General features: G+C 67.7%; 19 protein-coding genes. 15 read left to right on the plus strand and 4 right to left on the minus strand.

The window, feature by feature from the left end; all coding sequences use genetic code 11:
- Positions 1–132: 132 nt before the first annotated feature.
- From DTS01S_RS19780 to DTS01S_RS19825, 10 genes are all read left to right on the plus strand, one after another.
- Complete coding sequence (locus tag DTS01S_RS19780; RefSeq protein ID WP_013800379.1) at positions 133–534, plus strand: MerR family transcriptional regulator; 402 nt, start codon at positions 133–135, stop codon at positions 532–534.
- A 36-nt stretch (positions 535–570) separates the two neighbouring features.
- A complete protein-coding gene (locus DTS01S_RS19785) occupies positions 571–1,029 on the plus strand; it encodes a PaaI family thioesterase (RefSeq protein ID WP_017407823.1) in 459 nt (152 codons plus the stop codon).
- A 43-nt stretch (positions 1,030–1,072) separates the two neighbouring features.
- Positions 1,073–2,260: an isovaleryl-CoA dehydrogenase gene (locus DTS01S_RS19790; RefSeq protein ID WP_013800381.1), complete on the plus strand. Its 1,188-nt coding sequence runs from the start codon at positions 1,073–1,075 to the stop codon at positions 2,258–2,260.
- A gap of 56 nt (positions 2,261–2,316) precedes the next feature.
- A complete protein-coding gene (gene can / locus DTS01S_RS19795) occupies positions 2,317–2,979 on the plus strand; it encodes a carbonate dehydratase (protein WP_016450015.1) in 663 nt (220 codons plus the stop codon).
- A gap of 33 nt (positions 2,980–3,012) precedes the next feature.
- Positions 3,013–4,800, plus strand: a complete 1,788-nt coding sequence (gene aceK / locus DTS01S_RS19800) for a bifunctional isocitrate dehydrogenase kinase/phosphatase (protein WP_046240056.1) — start codon at positions 3,013–3,015, stop codon at positions 4,798–4,800.
- A gap of 44 nt (positions 4,801–4,844) precedes the next feature.
- Complete coding sequence (locus DTS01S_RS19805) at positions 4,845–6,032, plus strand: acetyl-CoA C-acyltransferase (RefSeq protein ID WP_016450017.1); 1,188 nt, start codon at positions 4,845–4,847, stop codon at positions 6,030–6,032.
- A gap of 180 nt (positions 6,033–6,212) precedes the next feature.
- Positions 6,213–6,836 (plus strand): pyridoxamine 5'-phosphate oxidase family protein, encoded by a 624-nt coding sequence (locus DTS01S_RS19810; protein WP_016450018.1) that lies wholly within the window; start codon positions 6,213–6,215, stop codon positions 6,834–6,836.
- A gap of 28 nt (positions 6,837–6,864) precedes the next feature.
- Complete coding sequence (locus tag DTS01S_RS19815) at positions 6,865–7,527, plus strand: SDR family oxidoreductase (protein ID WP_061288570.1); 663 nt, start codon at positions 6,865–6,867, stop codon at positions 7,525–7,527.
- A gap of 48 nt (positions 7,528–7,575) precedes the next feature.
- On the plus strand, positions 7,576–8,706 hold the full coding sequence (locus DTS01S_RS19820; RefSeq protein ID WP_016452797.1) for an acyl-CoA dehydrogenase family protein: 1,131 nt from the start codon (positions 7,576–7,578) through the stop codon (positions 8,704–8,706).
- 141 nt (positions 8,707–8,847) lie between these two features.
- Entirely contained in the window at positions 8,848–9,639 is a 792-nt protein-coding gene (locus DTS01S_RS19825; RefSeq protein ID WP_061288572.1) for an alpha/beta fold hydrolase, read from the plus strand.
- A 2-nt stretch (positions 9,640–9,641) separates the two neighbouring features.
- On the opposite strand, the gene DTS01S_RS19830 is transcribed toward DTS01S_RS19825, so the two are convergent.
- The gene (locus DTS01S_RS19830) at positions 9,642–10,139 is read right to left on the minus strand and encodes a DUF421 domain-containing protein (protein ID WP_016450022.1); all 498 of its coding nucleotides are present in this window, start codon (positions 10,137–10,139) and stop codon (positions 9,642–9,644) included.
- Between the two features lie 157 nt (positions 10,140–10,296).
- On the opposite strand from DTS01S_RS19830, the gene DTS01S_RS19835 reads away from it, so the two are divergent.
- Together DTS01S_RS19835 and DTS01S_RS19840 are read left to right on the plus strand one after the other, a co-directional pair.
- Positions 10,297–10,710, plus strand: a complete 414-nt coding sequence (locus tag DTS01S_RS19835) for a YchJ family protein (RefSeq protein WP_043790439.1) — start codon at positions 10,297–10,299, stop codon at positions 10,708–10,710.
- Positions 10,694–12,565, plus strand: coding sequence for an ATP-binding response regulator (locus DTS01S_RS19840; protein ID WP_061288574.1), 1,872 nt, complete (start codon positions 10,694–10,696; stop codon positions 12,563–12,565). The genes DTS01S_RS19835 and DTS01S_RS19840 overlap by 17 nt, the downstream gene beginning before the upstream one ends.
- Here the strand turns inward: DTS01S_RS19840 and DTS01S_RS19845 are convergent.
- On the minus strand, positions 12,535–13,272 hold the full coding sequence (locus DTS01S_RS19845) for a response regulator (RefSeq protein WP_016450025.1): 738 nt from the start codon (positions 13,270–13,272) through the stop codon (positions 12,535–12,537). The two genes, DTS01S_RS19840 and DTS01S_RS19845, sit on opposite strands and share 31 nt — an antisense overlap.
- 187 nt (positions 13,273–13,459) lie before the next feature.
- Between DTS01S_RS19845 and DTS01S_RS19850 the strand changes: the two genes are divergently transcribed.
- Entirely contained in the window at positions 13,460–14,509 is a 1,050-nt protein-coding gene (locus tag DTS01S_RS19850; protein WP_016450026.1) for a hypothetical protein, read from the plus strand.
- 99 nt (positions 14,510–14,608) lie between these two features.
- A complete protein-coding gene (locus DTS01S_RS19855) occupies positions 14,609–15,301 on the plus strand; it encodes an HAD family hydrolase (protein WP_016450027.1) in 693 nt (230 codons plus the stop codon).
- A gap of 13 nt (positions 15,302–15,314) precedes the next feature.
- Here DTS01S_RS19855 and DTS01S_RS19860 read toward each other — a convergent pair whose 3' ends face one another.
- Positions 15,315–15,980: a glutathione S-transferase family protein gene (locus DTS01S_RS19860; RefSeq protein WP_016452790.1), complete on the minus strand. Its 666-nt coding sequence runs from the start codon at positions 15,978–15,980 to the stop codon at positions 15,315–15,317.
- A gap of 75 nt (positions 15,981–16,055) precedes the next feature.
- Positions 16,056–17,132: an AraC family transcriptional regulator gene (locus DTS01S_RS19865; protein WP_016450029.1), complete on the minus strand. Its 1,077-nt coding sequence runs from the start codon at positions 17,130–17,132 to the stop codon at positions 16,056–16,058.
- A gap of 136 nt (positions 17,133–17,268) precedes the next feature.
- Between DTS01S_RS19865 and DTS01S_RS19870 the strand changes: the two genes are divergently transcribed.
- Positions 17,269–18,987 carry an AMP-binding protein gene (locus tag DTS01S_RS19870; protein ID WP_061288576.1) on the plus strand — a complete coding sequence of 573 codons (1,719 nt, stop codon included), beginning with the start codon at positions 17,269–17,271 and terminating at the stop codon, positions 18,985–18,987.
- The last annotated feature ends 22 nt before the right edge of the window (positions 18,988–19,009 follow it).

A 19,009-nucleotide genomic window follows, 5' to 3' on the forward strand; every position in this document is an offset into this window, starting at 1 on the left:
CCAGGCTTCTTCGTCGCACCCGGATGCAACATCCGGCGCAGTTTCCTGCGGACAATTCCGCTAGCATTGACGTTAACGTCAACGTCGCATTCCCATGGCCGCCGGCTGTGGATGCCGGCGGACTCTCCAGCCATGTCGACCACCTACACCATCAGCGATCTTGCCAAGGAGTTCGATCTCACGACCCGGGCCATCCGCTTCTATGAGGACATGGGCCTGCTTGAGCCCGAGCGTGCCGGGCCTGGCGGACGCAATCGCGTCTACAGCGCGCGTGATCGCACACGTCTTCGCCTGACCTTGCGGGCCAAGCGGCTGGGACTGTCTCTGAACGAAGCCAAGGAGATCATCGATCTCTACGACAGCCCCCGTGACACGGGCGTGCAACTGCGCAAATTCCTGGAGGTGCTGGCTGTGCACCGCCGCCAGCTCGAGGACCGCCTGGCCGATCTGCAGGCCAACCTGGCCGAGGTGCGAGAGCAGGAATCCGAGGCCCGCACTTTGTTGAAACACCTGGATGGGAAAAATGCTTCATAATTGACGTTTACGTAAACGTAATTTGTGAGGCTTGCCTTGACCGTGCTCCGCCTGGAACCTGCCAACAGCGACTTTGCCCGCCGTGTGCAAGACAGTTTTGCACGCCAGGGCGCGATGCACACCCTGGGCGCCGAGCTGTCCTTGCTGGAGCCCGGTGCCGTCGATGTCTGCCTGGACTGGGCGCCCGGGCTGACGCAGCAGCATGGCTTTTTGCATGCCGGCATGGTTTCCACGGCGCTGGATTCCGCCTGCGGCTACGCAGGGCTGACCCTGATGCCGGCCGATGCTGCCGTGCTCACCATTGAATTCAAGATCAACTTGCTGGCCCCTGCCAAGGGCCAGCGCTTTCGCATGGAAGGCCGTGTGCTCAAGCCGGGCCGCACCATCACCGTGACCGAAGGGCGCGCCTACGCCATCGACGGAGGCCGCGAGAAGCTGATTGCCACCATGGGCTGCACGCTGATGTGCGTGCAGGGCCGCGATCTGGCCGATTGAGCCGGGCGGCGTTCTTTCCCCCAATTTCCACAGGAGACATGAGATGAGCCTTTCCAACCTGCCGGGCCTGAACTTCCAACTGGGCGAGGACATCGACGCGCTGCGCGATGCCGTGCGCGAGTTCGCACAGGCCGAGATTGCACCGCGCGCCGGCGAGATCGACCGCGACGACCAGTTCCCCATGGACCTGTGGCGCAAGTTCGGCGACCTGGGCGTGCTGGGCATCACCGTGTCCGAGCAGTACGGCGGTGCCGACATGGGCTACCTGGCCCACATGGTGGCGATGGAGGAAATCTCGCGTGCCAGCGCATCGGTGGGCCTGTCCTACGGCGCGCATAGCAATCTCTGCGTGAACCAGATCAACCGCAACGGCAATGAAGCGCAAAAGGCCAAGTACCTGCCCAAGCTGATCAGCGGCGAGCATGTGGGCGCGCTGGCCATGAGCGAGCCCGGCGCCGGCTCGGACGTGATCAGCATGAAGCTCAAGGCCGAGGACAAGGGCGGCTACTTCCTGCTCAACGGCACCAAGATGTGGATCACCAATGGTCCCGATGCCGACACCCTGGTGGTCTACGCCAAGACCGAGCCCGAGCTGAACGCCCGCGGCGTGACTGCCTTCCTGATCGAGAAGGGCATGAAGGGCTTTTCCATTGCCCAGAAGCTGGACAAGCTGGGCATGCGTGGCAGCCACACGGGCGAGCTGGTGTTCGAGAACGTCGAGGTGCCGGCCGAGAACGTGCTGGGCGGCTTGAACAACGGCGCCAAGGTGCTGATGAGCGGCCTGGACTATGAGCGCGCCGTGCTGACGGGCGGGCCGCTGGGCATCATGCAGTCGGTGATGGACAACGTAGTGCCCTACATCCATGACCGCAAGCAGTTCGGCCAGAGCATCGGCGAGTTCCAGCTCATCCAGGGCAAGGTGGCGGACATGTACACCGTGCTGCAAGCGGGCCGCTCCTTTGCCTATACGGTCGCCAAAAACCTCGATCTGCTGGGAACCGAGCATGTTCGCCAAGTTCGCAAGGATTGCGCCAGCGTCATCCTGTGGTGCGCCGAGAAGGCGACATGGATGGCCGGCGAAGGCGTTCAAATCTATGGGGGTAATGGGTATATCAACGAATACCCACTGGGTCGCCTCTGGCGGGATGCGAAACTCTATGAGATCGGCGCCGGCACCAGCGAGATCCGTCGCATGCTGATCGGCCGCGAGCTGTTCGCAGAGACCTGCTGATCTTTCGCCTGCCTGCTGCGCCGTTCTTGAGTTTGACCCCAACAAAAGGATTGTTTATGAGCACAACCTCCATCGAAGAGCTGTTTGTCCACAACCGCGAATGGGCCCAGCAGGTGGAGCGTGACCGGCCCGGTTTCTTCACTGGGCTGATGGCGCAGCAAAAACCCCGCTACATGTGGATCGGCTGTTCCGACAGCCGCGTGCCCGCGAACCAGATCACGGGCCTGGAGCCCGGCGAGGTGTTCGTGCACCGCAACGTGGCCAACGTGGTCGTGCCCAGCGACCTGAACTGCCTGTCCACCATCCAGTACGCGGTGGACCAGCTCAAGGTCGAGCACCTGATGGTCGTCGGCCACTATGGCTGCGGCGGCGTGCTGGCGGCACTGGAGGATGTGCGCGTGGGCCTGGCCGACAACTGGATCCGCCACGTGAAGGACGTGCGCGACAAGCACCAGGCGCTGCTGGCCAGCCTGTCGCCGCAATGGCGCCATGACGCGCTGTGCGAGCTCAATGCCATCGAGCAAGTGATCAATGTGGCGCAGAGCACGGTGATGCAGGATGCCTGGGCGCGCGGCCAGAAGGTCACGCTGCACGGCTGGTGCTATGGCCTGAAGGACGGCCTGATCACCAATCTGCAGATGACCGTGCCCGGTGTCGGCGGCATCGCCAACATCCATGCCGAGGCTGTCGAGCTGGTCGCCAGCCGCCAGCGCGACTGAGCGGCCATGGCAGGCGGGACCCCGGGAGACTTCATGCCGATGCCTGCCCAGGACACCCTGCTTGCCCATGACATCGCGCGGGCGATGATGGATGGCTTCAACCGCCATTACCGCCTGTTCCGCGCCGAATCGGCCCGCGCCAAGCACCGCTTCGAGACGGCCGACTGGCTGGGCCAGCAGCGCGCGCAGCGCGAGCGCATCGAGTTCTACGACCTGCGCGTGCGCGAATGCGTGCGCCGGCTTGAAAAGGAATTTGCGGCCGGCGCCCAGCCCATGCCGGTCTGGCAGCAGATCAAGCGCCACTACATCGGGCTCATGGTCAACCACCTGCAGCCGGAGCTGGCCGAGACCTTCTTCAACTCGGTCACCACCAAGATCCTGCACCGTACGCACTTCCACAACGACTTCATCTTCGTGCGGCCGGCCGTCAGTACGGAATACATAGAGAACCAGGAGCCGGCCGCACGCCCGGCCTACCTAGCCTTCTATCCCACGCGCGAGACACTGTCGCAGACGCTGCGCGAAGTCGTGGAGCAGTTCGCGCTGCAGCGCCCCTTTGAAGACCTGGAGCGCGACATCGCCCGCCTGGCCGAGCGCCTGGAGCCCCAGCTGCAGGCCATGCGCCTGTACGCCAACTTCCAGATCCAGGTGCTGTCCAGCCTGTTTTTCCGCAACAAAGGCGCCTACATCGTCGGCAAGATCATCAACGGCTTTGCCGAGCTGTCCTGGGCCGTGCCCATCCTGCATGGGGACAACGGCCGGCTGGTGCTGCATGCGGCCCTGTTCGGCGAGAAGGACCTGCACGGCCTCTTCAGCTTTGCGCGTGCCTACTTCATGGTCGATACCGACGTGCCCAGCGCCTACGTGCAGTTCCTGCGCAGCCTCATGCCGCGCAAGCCGCGCGCCGAGCTGTACAACGCCCTGGGCCTGGCCAAGCAGGGCAAGACGCTGTTCTACCGCGACTTCCTGCACCACCTGCGCCATTCGCGCGACCAGTTCCGCATCGCACCCGGCATCAAGGGCATGGTCATGCTGGTGTTCGACCTGCCCAGCTTTCCCTATGTGTTCAAGCTCATCAAGGACCGGTTCGCCGCGCCCAAGGAGATCACCCGCGAGCAGGTCAAGGCCAAGTACCGCCTGGTCAAGCAGCACGACCGCGTGGGGCGCATGGCCGACACGCTGGAGTACAGCCTGGTGGCCTTCCCGCGCGAGCGCTTCTCGGAGGCGCTGATCGCCGAGATCCTGGAGCACGCGCCCAGCCAGGTCGAGATCAGCGACCGCGACGGCGATGGCCGGCAGGAGGTCATCATCTCCCACCTCTACATAGAGCGGCGCATGGTGCCGCTGAACCTGCTGCTGCAGGAGTGCTTCGATGACGGGCTGGACCTGCCGGGACCGCGGCAGCGGCTGGAGAGCGCCGTGATCGAATACGGAAATGCCATCAAGGACCTGGTGGCCGCCAACATCTTCCCGGGCGACATGCTGTGGAAGAACTTCGGCATCACGCGCGGCGGCAAGGTGGTGTTCTACGACTACGACGAGATCGAATACCTGACCGACTGCCATTTCCGCCAGGTGCCTGCGCCGCGCAACGAGGAAGACGAGCTCAGCGGCGAGGTCTGGTATCCCGTGGGCCCGCGCGATGTGTTCCCGGAAACCTTCGCGCCCTTTTTGCTGGGCAATCCGGCCGTGCGCGAAGTTTTCATGCGCCACCATGCCGACCTGCTCGATCCCGCCTTCTGGCAGGGGCACCAGCAGCGCATCCGCGAAGGCCACGTGCACGACGTCTATCCCTACGAGCGCAGCCGCTGGCTGGCCTGACCCGTTTGTTTTCCCCTCACCATCACCACATCCAGGAGATAAGCATGCAAGACCCCATCGTCATCGTCGGCGCAGCCCGCACCCCCATGGGCGCATTCCAGGGCGACTTCGCCGATCTCGCGGCCCACGATCTGGGCGGCGCCGCCATCAAGGCCGCCGTGCAGCGTGCCGGCGTGGCGCCGGAGAAGGTGGACGAAGTGCTGTTCGGCAACTGCCTGATGGCGGGCCAGGGACAGGCGCCTGCGCGCCAGGCAGGCTTCAAGGGCGGCCTGCCGCGCAGCACGGGCGCCGTGACCCTGTCCAAGATGTGCGGCGCCGGCATGGAGGCCACCATCCTGGCCCATGACCAGCTGGTGGCGGGCAGCCGCGATGTGGTGGTCTCCGGCGGCATGGAGAGCATGACCAATGCGCCCTACCTGCTCAAGAAGGGCCGTGGCGGCTACCGCATGGGCCACGACAAGGTCTATGACCACATGATGCTCGACGGTCTGGAGGACGCCTACGAGCCGGGCCGCTCCATGGGCACCTTTGGCGAGGATTGCGCCGCCAAATACCACTTCACGCGCGAGCAGCAGGACGCCTACGCCATCGAAAGCGTCAAGCGCGCCCAGGCCGCCACGGAAAGCGGCGCCTTCGCGGCCGAGATCACGCCCGTCACCGTCTCCACGCGCAAGGGCGATGTCACGGTCAGCATCGACGAAGGCCCGGCCAAGGCCAAGCTGGACAAGATCGCCAGCCTCAAGCCCGCCTTCAAGAAGGACGGCACGATCACGGCGGCATCGAGCTCCAGCATCAACGACGGCGCCGCCGCCCTGGTGCTGATGCGCGAGTCCACGGCCAAGGAGCTGGGCTGCAAGCCGCTGGCGCGCATCGTCGCCCATGCCACGCATGCCCAGGAGCCCGAATGGTTCACCACGGCCCCCGTGGGCGCCACGCAGAAGGCCCTCAAGAAGGCCGGCTGGACGGCGGCGGATGTGGACCTGTGGGAAGTCAACGAAGCCTTTGCCGTCGTGCCCATGGCCCTGATGGCCGAACTGGGCGTGCCGCGCGACAAGGTCAACGTCAACGGCGGCGCCTGCGCGCTGGGCCACCCCATCGGCGCCAGCGGTGCGCGCATCCTGGTCACGCTGCTGCACGCCCTGCAGGCGCGTGGCGGCAAGCGCGGCCTGGCCACGCTGTGCATAGGCGGCGGCGAAGGAACAGCCATGGCGATAGAAATGGTCACCCCCTGAGGCGCTGCGCGCCCTCCCCCTGAAAGGGGGACGACACCCTCGGTGCGGGGCGGCGCGGCCGGCGTAGGCCCTTCCTCGGTGTCTCTGATTTGCATTGCGCCAGTTTTATGGGCAGCGCCACAGACGTCCAGAGAGCTAGACTTGGATCGGCCGATCCGCTATTACTTTGACCTCTCGACCATGATCACCAGCGAAGAACAGTTGCGCAGCCTGTATGCCATGCCGGCCGAAAGGGCCTTGCTCAAGCAGCAGGTGGACCTGGACCGGCATTGCCTGCGCTTCATCGCGCTGTCGCCGCTGTGCATCGTGGCCACGGGGGGCGCGGCGGGCTCGCTGATGGATGCCTCGCCGCGCGGCGGAAAGCCGGGCTTCATCAAGGCGCCCGACAACCAGACGCTGCTGATCCCCGACTCGGGCGGCAACAACCGCCTGGACAGCTTCAGCAACCTGATCGCCGATCCGCGCATCGGCCTGCTGTTCATGGTGCCGGGCTTCGACGAGACGCTGCGCGTCAACGGCGTGGCCAGGCTGCGTGACGAGGCCCACTACACGGCGCTGTTCGCCAACGAAGGCTTCCGGCCCAAGATCGTTCTGGAGATCCAGGTGCAGGAGGCCTATCTGCACTGCGCCAAGGCCCTCATGCGCGCCCGGCTCTGGAAGCCCGAGTCCCAGGTGCCGCGCAACGTCATGCCGTCGGTGAACCAGATGGTCCACCAGCAGATCGGCCTGCCTGCGCCCACCGAGACGCAGGAGGCCATGGTCGAGCGCTACGAAAAACAGATCGCGGGCGAGCAGGGCCGCTGACCGCATTCCATTTGAAAGGTCGAAAGACATGGCAGTCACTCTGGTGTTGGGAGCCTCGCGCGGGCTCGGTTTTGCCTTGGTAGAGGCCTATGCGGCCCAGGACCGCAGCGTGGTCGCCACGGTGCGCAGCGAGGCCGATCGCGAGCGCGTCGAAGCCACGGGCGCCAAGGTGCTGCTGGTGGATGTGGCCGACCCGGCCAGCGTCAGCGGCCTGGCCTGGCAGCTCGATGGCGAGAAGATCGAGCTGGCGCTGTACGTGGCCGGAGTGTGGGATGCCCACAGCTCGGCCACGCCGCCCACGCGCGAGCAGTTCGACCGCGTCATGCACACCAATGTGCTGGGCGCCATGCAGGTGCTGCCCCAGGTGGCGCCGATGGTCGAGGCGGCGGGCGGCGTGTTCGGCCTGTTCTCCAGCGAGATGTCGCTGCTGGCCGGCGCCGAATCCGACGCCTGGCTCTACCGCGTCAGCAAGGCCGCGCTCAACATGGTCGTGGCCAGCGCCCAGCCGCAATGGCCCGGCGCCACCGTGGTCGCGCTGGACCCGGGCTGGGTGCAGACCGACATGGGCGGCGAGTCCGCCACCTTCACCGTGGAGCAAAGCGTGCAGGGTCTGGTCCGCACCCTGGCCGGCGTCACGCCGGCTGATCGGGGCCGCATGCTGCGCCACGACGGACAGCGCATCGCCTGGTAGCTGCGGCCAGGACAACGAACAACGAAACAAGGAATCAGGAGACAAGACATGCTGCTCAACGCAGACCAGGAAATGATCCGTGACGCGGTGCGCGACTTCGTGCGCACCGAAATCACGCCCCATGCCGCACGCTGGGACAAGGAGCACCACTTTCCCAAGAACGTGCACCAGGGCCTGGCGGCGCTGGGTGCCTACGGCATCTGCGTGCCCGAGGAATACGGCGGCGCCGGCCTTGACTACCTGAGCCTGGCCCTGGTGCTGGAGGAAATCGCAGCCGGCGACGGCGGCACCAGCACGGTGATCAGCGTCACCAACTGCCCCGTCAACGCCATCCTCATGCGCTACGGCAGCGAGGCGCAAAAGCAGCAATGGCTGGCGCCGCTGGCGCGCGGCGAGATGCTGGGCGCCTTCTGCCTGACCGAGCCGCATGTGGGCTCGGACGCCTCGGCGCTGCGCACCACGGCCACCCGCGACGGCAACGACTACGTGATCAACGGCGTCAAGCAGTTCATCACCAGCGGCAAGAACGGCGACGTGGCCATCGTCATCGCCGTCACCGACAAGGCGGCCGGCAAGCGCGGCATGAGCGCCTTCATCGTGCCCACCTCCGCGCCCGGCTACCAGGTGCTGCGGCTGGAGGACAAGCTGGGCCAGCACAGCTCGGACACGGCCCAGATCCAGTTCGAGGGCTGCCGCATCCCCGCCGCCAACCTCATCGGTGCCGAGGGCGAGGGCTACAAGATTGCGCTGTCGGCGCTGGAGGGCGGGCGCATCGGCATTGCCGCGCAAAGCGTGGGCATGGCGCGTTCGGCCTTCGATTGCGCGCTGCAGTACTCCAAGGAGCGCGAGAGCTTCGGCCAGCCCATCTTCAACCACCAGGCCGTGGGCTTTCGCCTGGCCGACTGCGCCACGCAGATCGAGGCCGCGCGCCAGCTGATCTGGCATGCGGCCAGCCTGCGCGATGCCGGCCTGCCCTGCCTGAAGGAAGCGGCCATGGCCAAGCTGTTCGCCAGCGAAATGGCCGAGCGCGTGTGCAGCGCCGCCATCCAGACCCTGGGCGGCTATGGCGTGGTCAACGATTTTCCCGTCGAGCGCATCTACCGCGACGTGCGCGTGTGCCAGATCTACGAGGGAACGAGCGACGTGCAGAAAATTCTCATCCAGCGCGCCCTGGCCTGAGGCCCATCACTATGCTGCGGGTCGGGCCGGATGGCCCCGTCACCCGCAGGGCTTAGCATGGAGCGTCGCCGGGACGGCGCCCGGGAGAGGCGGGCACCGGACTCCGGCAGGTTTGTGACCACCTTCGCAGGAGATCCCGACATGCCCATTGCTTCCGTCAACGGCCAGAACCTTTACTACGAGGACACGGGCGGGCGCGGCCCGGTCCTGGTGTTTTCGCATGGACTGCTCATGGACCACACCATGTTCGCTCCCCAGGTCCAGGCGCTGCAGGATCGCTATCGCTGCATCAGCTGGGACGAGCGTGGCCATGGCCAGACGGCAGACCCCGAGCATTGCGCTCCCTTCGACTACTACGACTCGGCCGACGACCTGGCCGCCCTGCTCGAGCACCTGGGCGTGGGGCGCGCGGTGCTGGTGGGCATGTCGCAGGGCGGCTACCTGTCGCTGCGCTGCGCGCTCATCCACCCCGAGATCGTGCGCGCGCTGGTGCTGATCGACACCCAGGCCATGCTGGAAGACCCCGAGCAGATGCCCCACCACGAGGCGTTGCTGCGCGCCTGGATGGAGCATGGCCTCAGCGACGACATGGCGGCCACGGTGGAGCGCACCATCCTGGGCCAGGGCTGGAGCGGCGCGGCCGCCTGGCGCGCCAAATGGAAGAAGGCCACGCCCATCAACCTGGGGCAGAGCTTTCTGGCGCTGGCCCAGCGCGATGACATCAGCCCGCGACTGCCCGACATCCACGTACCGGCACTGGTCATCCATGGCACGGACGACATCGCCATCACGCTCGACCGTGCACGCGCCATGGCCAAGGCCTTGCCCAGGGCGCAGTGGGTGGAGGTGCCGGGGGCCGGCCATGCGGCCAACCTCACGCATCCGCAGCCCGTGAACCTGGCCATCGAGCGCTTCCTGGAGCAGCTCGACTAGGCTCAGACCGGCGGATCGCCGTCGTTCTCGCTGTCGCGGCGGCGCAGGACGACGGTGATGCTGCCGTCGGTCTCCAGCGTGGCGCGCTCCACCTCTCTGAGGTGCAGGCAGCCGCCCGCACGCAGCGCGGCCTCGATATCGTCGCGCGTGATGCGTTCCTCGCGCATCAGATCCTTGTTCAGGTGGCCGTCCGTGATCAGGGCCTGGGCCTTGCCGTCGATGAGCCGCTCCAGCGCGGGAAAACGGAAAGTCAGCCAGGACAGCAGCAGATGGCACAGGATCAGCGTGGAAGCCGAGATCATGCCGCCGATCAGCGAGTTGTCCCCGGCATTCATGGAGTTCTGAACGGCATTCGACAGGATGAGCAGCAGCACCAGGTCAAAGGGCGCGTACTGCCCCGTCTGGCGCCGCCCCGTCAGCCGAAGGAACACCAGCAAGAACAGGTAGACGGCCACGCCGCGCACCACGAACTCCCACCACGGGACCGACATTGAAAACATGGGCTCTCCTTACAGGCCCGAAGGCCCGCGGTCAGTATCATGGCCCGCCTGTCCTCCATCAAGAACCCGGTCGCAGCAAGGCGGCCGTGACTGACATGCACTCCTGCTCCCCCGCCGTCCTCTCCCAGGTTCCGCAAGTTCCGCAGGGCCAGCCGCTATGAGCGCTGCCGCCACCTCCCCGGCCTGTCCCTGTGGCCAGCACGATGCCAAGGGCCGGTCCCTGGCCTTTGATGCCTGCTGCGGCCGCTACCTGGACCATTTCGACGACTGCCCCGCACCCGATGCCCAGGCCTTGATGCGCTCGCGCTACAGCGCCTTCGTGCGTGAGGACGCCGCCTACCTGCTGGCCACCTGGCACGCCAGCCAGCGGCCCGCCACGCTGGACTTCGAGCCCTCGGCGCGCTGGCTGGGGCTGGCGGTCAGGGACTTCCGAAGCACCGGCGAGGACCGCGCCGAGGTGGAATTCGTCGCGCGCTACCGCGTGGCGGGCCGCGCCGTGCGCCTGCATGAGCGCAGCCGCTTCGTGCGCGAAGGCGGGCGCTGGTTCTACGTGGATGGCGACCAGTTCTGAACACGACGGCGGCCCTGCGGAGCCGCTGTGGAAGCTGCAGCAGCGCCAGCGGCTGCTGCTGTCCATCGCATCGCGGGGCTCGTCCGAGGCGGCGGCCCTCATCATCCCCGGCATCGTGGTCTGGCTGCAGCGGCACGAAACGGGTGCCTTCCAGGCGCCGCTGCTGCTGTGGTGGCTGGGCATGGCGCTCATGGCCTGCGTCTTCGTTGGTTTGCGGCGCCAGTTGCGTCGGGACCTGGGCGCTGCCGTGCCCTCGGCCGAGTTGCCAACGCGGCTGCAGCGCTGGGAGCGCGTGATGGGCCGCATGGCCTTGCTCAACGCCGGTTCCTGGGCGCTGGCCATACCGCTGACCCATGGCAGCGGCCATGAATTCCGGCTTTTCATCTACCTGGTGCTGTGCGGCGTCGTGGCCTCGGCCGCCACCTTCCTGGCGCCGGCGGCTGCCGTGTTCAAGCGCTTTTTCGGCGTGCTGTACGGCGCCATGCTGCTGGCCGTGGTCTGGTACTTCCCGAACAGGGGCCTGTACCTGCTGCCTCTGCTCATGCTGTATGGCGCCACCATCGCGCGCCATGCCTGGGGGGCGCGCCAGCTCATGCAGCAGCAATGGGCGCAGGAGCGTGACCGCCAGCTGCTGGCCGAGCGCTACCTGGCGGCCAAGGAGCAGGCCGAACAGGCGCTGGAGGCCAAGAGCCGCTTCCTGTCGGCCGCCAGCCATGACCTGCGCCAGCCCCTGCATGCCCTGGGCCTGCTGGTGGAGACCGCCCGCCAGCGCAATGCCGACGGCGCGCTGGCAGGCGTGCTTGACGATGCCCAGGCCTGTGCCCAGTCGCTGGGCACCATGTGCAACGACCTGCTGGACCTGTCGCGGCTGGAGAACGGCACCTGGGAGCTGCGCGCCCAGGTGATGGACCTGCGCATTCTGCTGGGCGATGCCACGCGCCTGTTTGCGGCCGAGGCCCGCCAGCGTGGGCTGGTGCTGCGCTGGCGCGTGGCGCGCGGCATGGATAGCCTGGTGCGTGCCGACGAGGCCCTGCTGCGCCAGATGGTGTTCAACCTGCTGCACAACGCCCTGCGCTACACCCAGCGCGGCGGCGTGCTGCTGGCCGCCCGCGTGCACGGCGGGGGCTGGCGCATCGAGGTCTGGGATACCGGCCTGGGCATTGCGGCCGAAGACCGGCCCCATGTCTTCGCACCGCACTTTCGCGCGCGTTCCGGCCAGGCGGCCCGGCGCGCGGCCCAGCCTGGGGCCGAGCACCTGCCCGGCGTGAGCAGCCAGGGCCTGGGCCTGGCCGTGGTGGCCGCAGCGGCGCGCCGCATGGGCGTGGAGCATGGTCTGCTGTCCACGCCGGGACGGGGTTCGTGCTTCTGGCTGCAGCTGTCGCCCAGCCTGAACGTGCAAGCGGACCTGCCTCTGGGGCACGCGCAGGCGCAGGCAGGGGCAGGGGCCGAGGCTGCCGCGAATCCGCCAGGCCGCCCCCTGCTGCAGGGCAGGTGCTGGGTGGTCGATGACGATGTGCAGGTGGCACAGGCCCTGGCCGGCCTGCTGCGCGGCTGGGGGCTGACCGTGGACGTGGCGGCTGCGGGCCGCGAGGCGCAAGCCTGGCTGGCGGCGGGGCAGCATCCCGATTTCGTGCTGTGCGACCACCAGCTGGCCCATGGCGAGAACGGCTTTGCGCTGCTGCAGAACGTGCTGGCGCAATCGCCGCAGGCGGCGGGCGCCCTGCTCAGCGGCGACCCTTCCGCTGCGCTGGAGCAGCAGGCGCAGGAACTGGGCTATCTGCTGCTGCGCAAGCCCGTGGATCCGCTGGCGCTGCGGGCCCTGCTTCAGCGCAGGCTGGCCGTGGCCGGCGCCTGAACCGTATCGGTCGGCGGTACGGAGGGCGGCAGCTCCAGCGCAATGCCCTGCATGCGCGTGATGGCGTCGATGCGGCTGTGCACGCCCAGGCGCTGCAGGGCGCCTGCCACATGCTCCTTGACCGTGTGCGGCGACAGGTGCAGCAACCGGGCAATGCTGGGATTGGGCAGGCCGCGCAGCACCAGGTCCAGCACCTGGGCCTGGCGCGGGGTGAGGCCCAGCTCGGCCGCCGTCATGCGGATGGCATGGGCGCCGCCCGGCGGCTGCGGCGCCAGCGGGGCGGCGGGGAACCAGGTCTCGCCGCGCAGCAGGGCCGCCACGGCCTGCTGCAGCACCTGCGGCGGCTGCGACTTGAGCACAAAGCCATGGGCCCCGGCCGCGCGTGCCTTCAGGGCAATCGCGCCATGCGTGTCGCCGCTGGTCATGAGCACGCGGCAGGCGGGCGCCAGCGTGCGGATTTCGCGCACCACGTCCGTGCCTGCGCTGGCACCCAGCCAGAAATCCACGATGGCCAGATGCGGCGATCCCCTGGCGGCCATGCACTGCAGGCCTTCGCCCGCATCGGCCACGGCATGGACTTCGGACAGGCCGAATTGTTTCAGGAACTCGGACACGCCCATGGCCGTCAGCGGGTGGTCGTCGATCACCAGGGCATAGCGCCCCGATTGGAGACAGGAGGAATCGGTCAGGAGGGAATGGCTGTGCATGGTCCGCGCGAAGGCATGTCGAAAGGGCTGGAGCGCCAGGGCGCGCCCGGATACACCTTGCGCACATCGTAACGATTACCCCCCGGCCGGGGGGTGACCGGATGTCGGCCAACTCCCCAAAATCGCCGCCGATGCCCTGAGATTCCGCATGGAACGGGCATGTATTCAACGAGAAGGGGAGATAGTCATGAAGATGGTACAGCTCACGCGCCGCAGCGCGGCATTGATGCTTCTGGGAACCCTGGCCGCCTGTGGCGGCGGCGGTGGTGGTGGATCGGGAGAACCGGGCGGCGGAGATCCCGGCAATGGCGGAAATCCTGGCAACCCCGGTACGCCCGGCAACCCCGGCGGCACGCCCACGCCGGTGACCGGCCAGTACCGCATGGAGACCGGTGCGGAGAACTTCGACGCGGCCCTTTCCGCCATGAACGCGCTGGGGGCGCAGGGCTATGCCTTCACCTACAGCCTGGCCTCGGGCGGTACCGCCTTCCCCGTTCCCATCGGTGACTTCTACGTCACCGACACGGCCCACACCGGCACGCGCCTGGACTACCGCATGGTGCCGGACGTGGCGGGCGTCTCGGCCCTGGTGGCCCAGCTCAACGCACAGGGTGCGCAAGGCTACCTGTACAAGTCGGGCATGGCGTTCCCCAGCAGCACGCAGGACCTGCGCAACCTCTATGTGCGCAGCAGCAGCGCCGCCGCCACCTACAGCTACGAGACGCGCCCCGCCGTGGGTGCGCTGGACACGTCCGGCTTCACGCAGCAACTGGCCGAGATGAGCGGCCGGGGTTTCCGCTACATGGGCCCGCTGATCTCGGGCAACGAGATGTTCAACCTCTACGTCAAGGACTCCAAGGCGCCGGCCTTCGAGTACGCGGTGTTCGCATTGGCCGCGCCCTTCGGCATGGCCAACGGCACGGCGCTGAAGCAGCGCCTGGACGAGATGGGGGCCAAGGGCCACCTGCTGCGCGGCGCCCTGGTGCTGCGCGGCAATACCGAAGGCGTGCAGCTGTACGAAAAGAGCGGCGACCAGCAGGGCGCCATCGAGTACCGCGTCGAACCGGTGTCCCAAAGCGCCAGCCTCGCGCAGCGCCTGGAGCAGTTCAACCGCAATGCGGCCGAAGGCTTCTTCGCCTTCGGCGACGTGGTCACCGACGATGGCCGGTTCCATTCCATCTCGGTGCGCAACGTCCGCCGCATGGTGCATCCGCTGGCCGGTGCCTCCTTCCCCTGAGCAGGGCACAGGCATGCGCGGCCGGCGCATAATCCGGCCATTTTCCGCAGCAAGGGCGCCCCAGGGCGCCCTTGCTCAGTTTGTTTCGAGAATCCATCCATGACTGCTTTCGAGGCCGTGCTCTTCGACTGTGACGGCGTGCTCGTCGACAGTGAATCCATCACCAACCGCGTGCTGTGCACCATGCTCAATGAATCGGGCTGGCCCATCAGCACCGAGGAATGCCTGCGCGAATTCATCGGCAAGACCGTGCGCAGCCAGGCCGCGCTGATCGAGGCGCGCACCGGCAAGCCGCTGACCGACGCATGGATGGCCGCCTTCTACGAGCGCCGCAACGCCGCGCTGCGCGCCGAGCTGGTGGCCATTGACGGCGCGCTGTCCGCCGTCAGCCAATCCCATGCGCTGTGCGCTGGCCGCATCGCCTGCGCCTCGGGCGCGGACCGCGCCAAGGTGGAGATGCAGCTGGCCCAGGTCGGCATGGCCCCGTATTTCGAGGGCCGCGTCTTCAGCGGCCATGAGCTGCCGCGCAGCAAGCCCTTTCCCGATGTGTACCTGGCAGCCGCCGCCGCACTGGGCGTGGAGCCGGCGCGCTGCCTGGTCATCGAGGACACGGTGACCGGCGTCACCGCCGGCGTGGCCGCAGGCGCCACGGTCTGGGGCTACTTCCCGGCCGACCAGGGCCACGCATCGGCCGAGCAACTGCTCGAGGCCGGCGCCAGCTGCGTATTCGGCGACATGGGCGAGCTGCCGGCCATGCTGCGCGCCATCGGGCAGGCCAGCGCCAGCGCTTGAGCCTGAGCCGGCCCTAGCGCAGCTGCGGCGAAGGCGTCTCGTCCACGGCCTGCGCACGCGCGGCCTGCTGCTCGGCCTGCAGTGCCCGCTGGAAGGCGGGCCGCTGCTGCAGGCGCTGCCAGTAGGCCTGGGTGGCGGGCCCCCATTGCGGCTCCATCTCCAGGTGCGCCGACAGCATCAGCGCATAGCCCACGGCCACGTCGGCAGCGGTGAAGCGGTCTGCCGCGAGCCAGTGGCGCTGTTCCACGGCCTGCTCCACCGCGCGCAGCCGCGCAAGGAACCAGCGCTGGTAGTCCTGGGCCACCTGGGGCTGGCGCCGTTCGGCTGGCTCGAAGTGGGTGTAGCGCAGCACCAGGGTCTGCGGGAAGGTCAGCGTGGCATCGCTCATGTGCAGCCAGTTGAGGTAGGCGGCGAAGTCTGCCTCCTGCGGCTGCACGGACAGGCCCGCCCCGGGGTGCAGGGCGGCCAGGTATTCGCAGATGGCGGCTGACTCGGTCAGCCTGGCCTCGCCGTGGCGCAGCAGCGGCACCGTGCCCAGCGGGTTGAGTTCCAAGTAGCTGCGCTGCAGCACGCGCGGCGGAAACGGCAGCATGTGCAGCGTGTAGGGAAGCTGCAGTTCTTCGAGCATCCACAGCGCGCGGAAGGAGCGCGCGCTGACGCAATGGTGGAGATGGTGCATGCGCAAAGCCTAGGCCAGATGCGCGGACGGCGGCAGTCGCGCAGGATGCAAATCGCGCCAGGATGCGCGCGGCCCTCACTCGGGCCGGGCTCGTGCGCTCTTGCGGAATTCGGAAGGCGACAGCCCCGTCCACAGCCGGAAGGCGCGGATGAAGCTCTTGTCGTTGAGAAACCCGCAGGACTGGGCGATGCGCTTGATGGGCCGGCTGGTGCGCAGCAGCAGGGCCACGGCCCGCTCGCGCCGCACCTCGTCCTTGAGCGCCTGCAGCGAGGCGCCTTCTTCCTTGAGCTGGCGATGCAGGCTGCGCTGGGACAGGTGCAGCTGGCGCGCCAGCGTGTCGGCCGTCTGCAGGCATTCGGCGTCGGCCGCCAGCAGCTGGCGCACGCGCTGCACCAGCTGGCGCTCGCGCCGGTAGGGGCGCACCTGCAGCGGCAGGGCGCGCTGCAGCATGCGCTGCAGCGCGGGCTCGTCGCGCGTCAGCGGCATATCCAGAAAACGCGCGTCGAACTGGAGGCAGGCCCGGGCCGCGCCAAACTCCACCTCGCCCGGCGGGAACAGCAGCGCATACACGCCCGCATGCGGCGGGGGATCGAAGGGAAAGCAGGCACGCCGCAGCGGCAGCGGCTCATCGATGAACCAGCTGGCCAGGCCGTGGATATTGCGCAGCACCGACAGCAGGCAGAACTCGCGCATGGCGCCCAGCGTGGACAGCTCCTCGATGGCCAGCGTGGCCAAGCCGTCTTCCTGCGTCAGCGTGAGGCGGATGTCGTCGGCCAGCAGGCCATGGTGGCGGCACCAGCGCGCCAGTGCCAGGCCCAGTTGCTCGCTGCCCATGCTGGCGCGCGCCAGCATGCCGTAGCTGCCCCAGGGCAGGCGCCGGGAGAACCAGCCCAGGGCCTCGTCGTCGAGTTCGCGCATGGCGGCATCGGACAGTGCCTCCATCTGCAGCGCCGTGATGCACTCGTTGCGCTCTTTGACGGAGTCTGGCGCGATTTGTGCCTTCTCCAGGGCGGACAGGGCGCTGATGCCCCGGCGTTCGTAGGCCAGCATAATGGCCTGCACAAAGGCCATGGGCGTGACTGCAGGGTGTGCGGAGGCCATGGTGGCGGCCGCCTGGGGCAGGGGGGTCTTGACCAGCGAGGGGGTGAACATGCTGGCAATTATTGCAACCTTCGTGGCCTGTTCTGCTCGGGGTTGGCCCTTATGCTGCCACGCAATAGCTGCCGTGACGGGGCAGGCCACTGCATTTGCCCGTCCCAGGCGCCGCCGACGACACAGGAGACAACGCATGCCCGCCCAGAACGCCCCGCTCGCTTCCAGCCATGCCCAAGGCCGCACCGATGTGCCGCTGATCGAGCAGACCATCGGCGATTTCTTTGCCGACATGGCGGCCCGCCAGCCCGATCGCGAGGCCCTGGTCAGCCGCCACCAGGGCCTGCGCTACAGCTATGCCGGCCTGCACACCGAGGCGCGCCGCCTGGCCAGCGCGCTGCTGGGCCTGGGGCTGGAAAAGGGCGACCGCGTCGGCATCTGGTCGCACAACAACGCCGAATGGGTGCTGATGCAGCTGGCCACGGCCCAGGTCGGCCTGGTGCTGGTCAACATCAACCCGGCCTACCGCACCTCCGAGGTGGAGTACGCGCTCAACAAGGTCGGCTGCAAGGCCCTGGTGACCATGGCGCAGTTCAAGACCAGCGACTACCTGGGCATGCTGCGCGAACTGGCCCCCGAGCTGGCCACGGCCGAGCCCGGCCGCCTGCATTGCGCGCGCCTGCCCCAGCTGCGCAGCGTGGTCTGGATCGACGTGGCAGGGCAGGGCGAAGAGCAGCCCGGCATGCTGCGCTTTTCCAGCCTGCTGGCGCGCGGTGATGCGCAGGATGCGCGCATCGACGCCGTGGCCGCCACGCTCAAGAACACCGACCCCATCAACATCCAGTTCACCAGCGGCACCACGGGCTTTCCCAAGGGCGCCACGCTGACCCACCGCAACATCCTGAACAACGGCTTTTTCATCGGCGAGTGCATGCGGCTGACGCCCGAGGACCGGCTGTGCATTCCCGTGCCGCTGTACCACTGCTTCGGCATGGTGCTGGGCAACCTGGCCTGCTTCACGCATGGCTCGGCCATCGTCTACCCGAATGACGGATTCGATCCGCTGCTGGTGCTGGAGACCGTGCAGGCCGAGCGCTGCACGGGCCTGCACGGCGTGCCCACGATGTTCATCGCCGAGCTGGACCACCCGCGCTTCAAGGAGTTCGACCTGAGCACGCTGCGCACCGGCATCATGGCCGGCTCGCCCTGCCCCATCGAGGTGATGAAGCGCGTGGTCAGCGACATGCACCTGTCCGAGATCACCATCGCCTACGGCATGACCGAGACCAGTCCCGTCAGCTGCCAGAGCGATGCCGACACGCCGCTTCAGCGCCGCGTGTCCACCGTGGGCAAGGTGCAGCCGCACCTGGAGGTGAAGATCGTCGACCCGGCCACGGGCGAGGTGGTGGCGCCCGGTGTCTCGGGCGAGCTGTGCACGCGCGGCTACTCGGTCATGCACGGCTACTGGGGGGACGAGGCCCGCACGCGCGAGGCCATCGACGACGATGCCTGGATGCACACGGGCGACCTGGCCACCATGGATGAGCAGGGCTATGTGAACATCGTCGGCCGCATCAAGGACATGGTGATCCGCGGCGGCGAGAACATCTACCCGCGCGAGATCGAGGAATTCCTCTACCGCCACCCGCAGGTGCAGGACGTGCAGGTCGTCGGCGTGCCCGATGTGCGCTACGGCGAGGAGCTGTGCGCCTGGATCATCGTCAAGCCCGGCCAGGCGCTGACCGAAGACGGCGTGCGCGACTTCTGCAAGGGCCAGATCGCCCACTACAAGGTGCCGCGCTACATCCGCTTCGTCGAGGCCTTCCCGATGACGGTGACCGGCAAGATCCAGAAATTCAAGATCCGCGACGAGATGATCGCCATGCTGGATCTGCGCCCGGCCAGGACCGCCTGAGGGCTGCTTTCATGCGCTGCCG

This window comes from Delftia tsuruhatensis NBRC 16741 (assembly GCF_001571325.1).
GTDB classification, from domain to species: domain Bacteria; phylum Pseudomonadota; class Gammaproteobacteria; order Burkholderiales; family Burkholderiaceae_C; genus Comamonas; species Comamonas tsuruhatensis.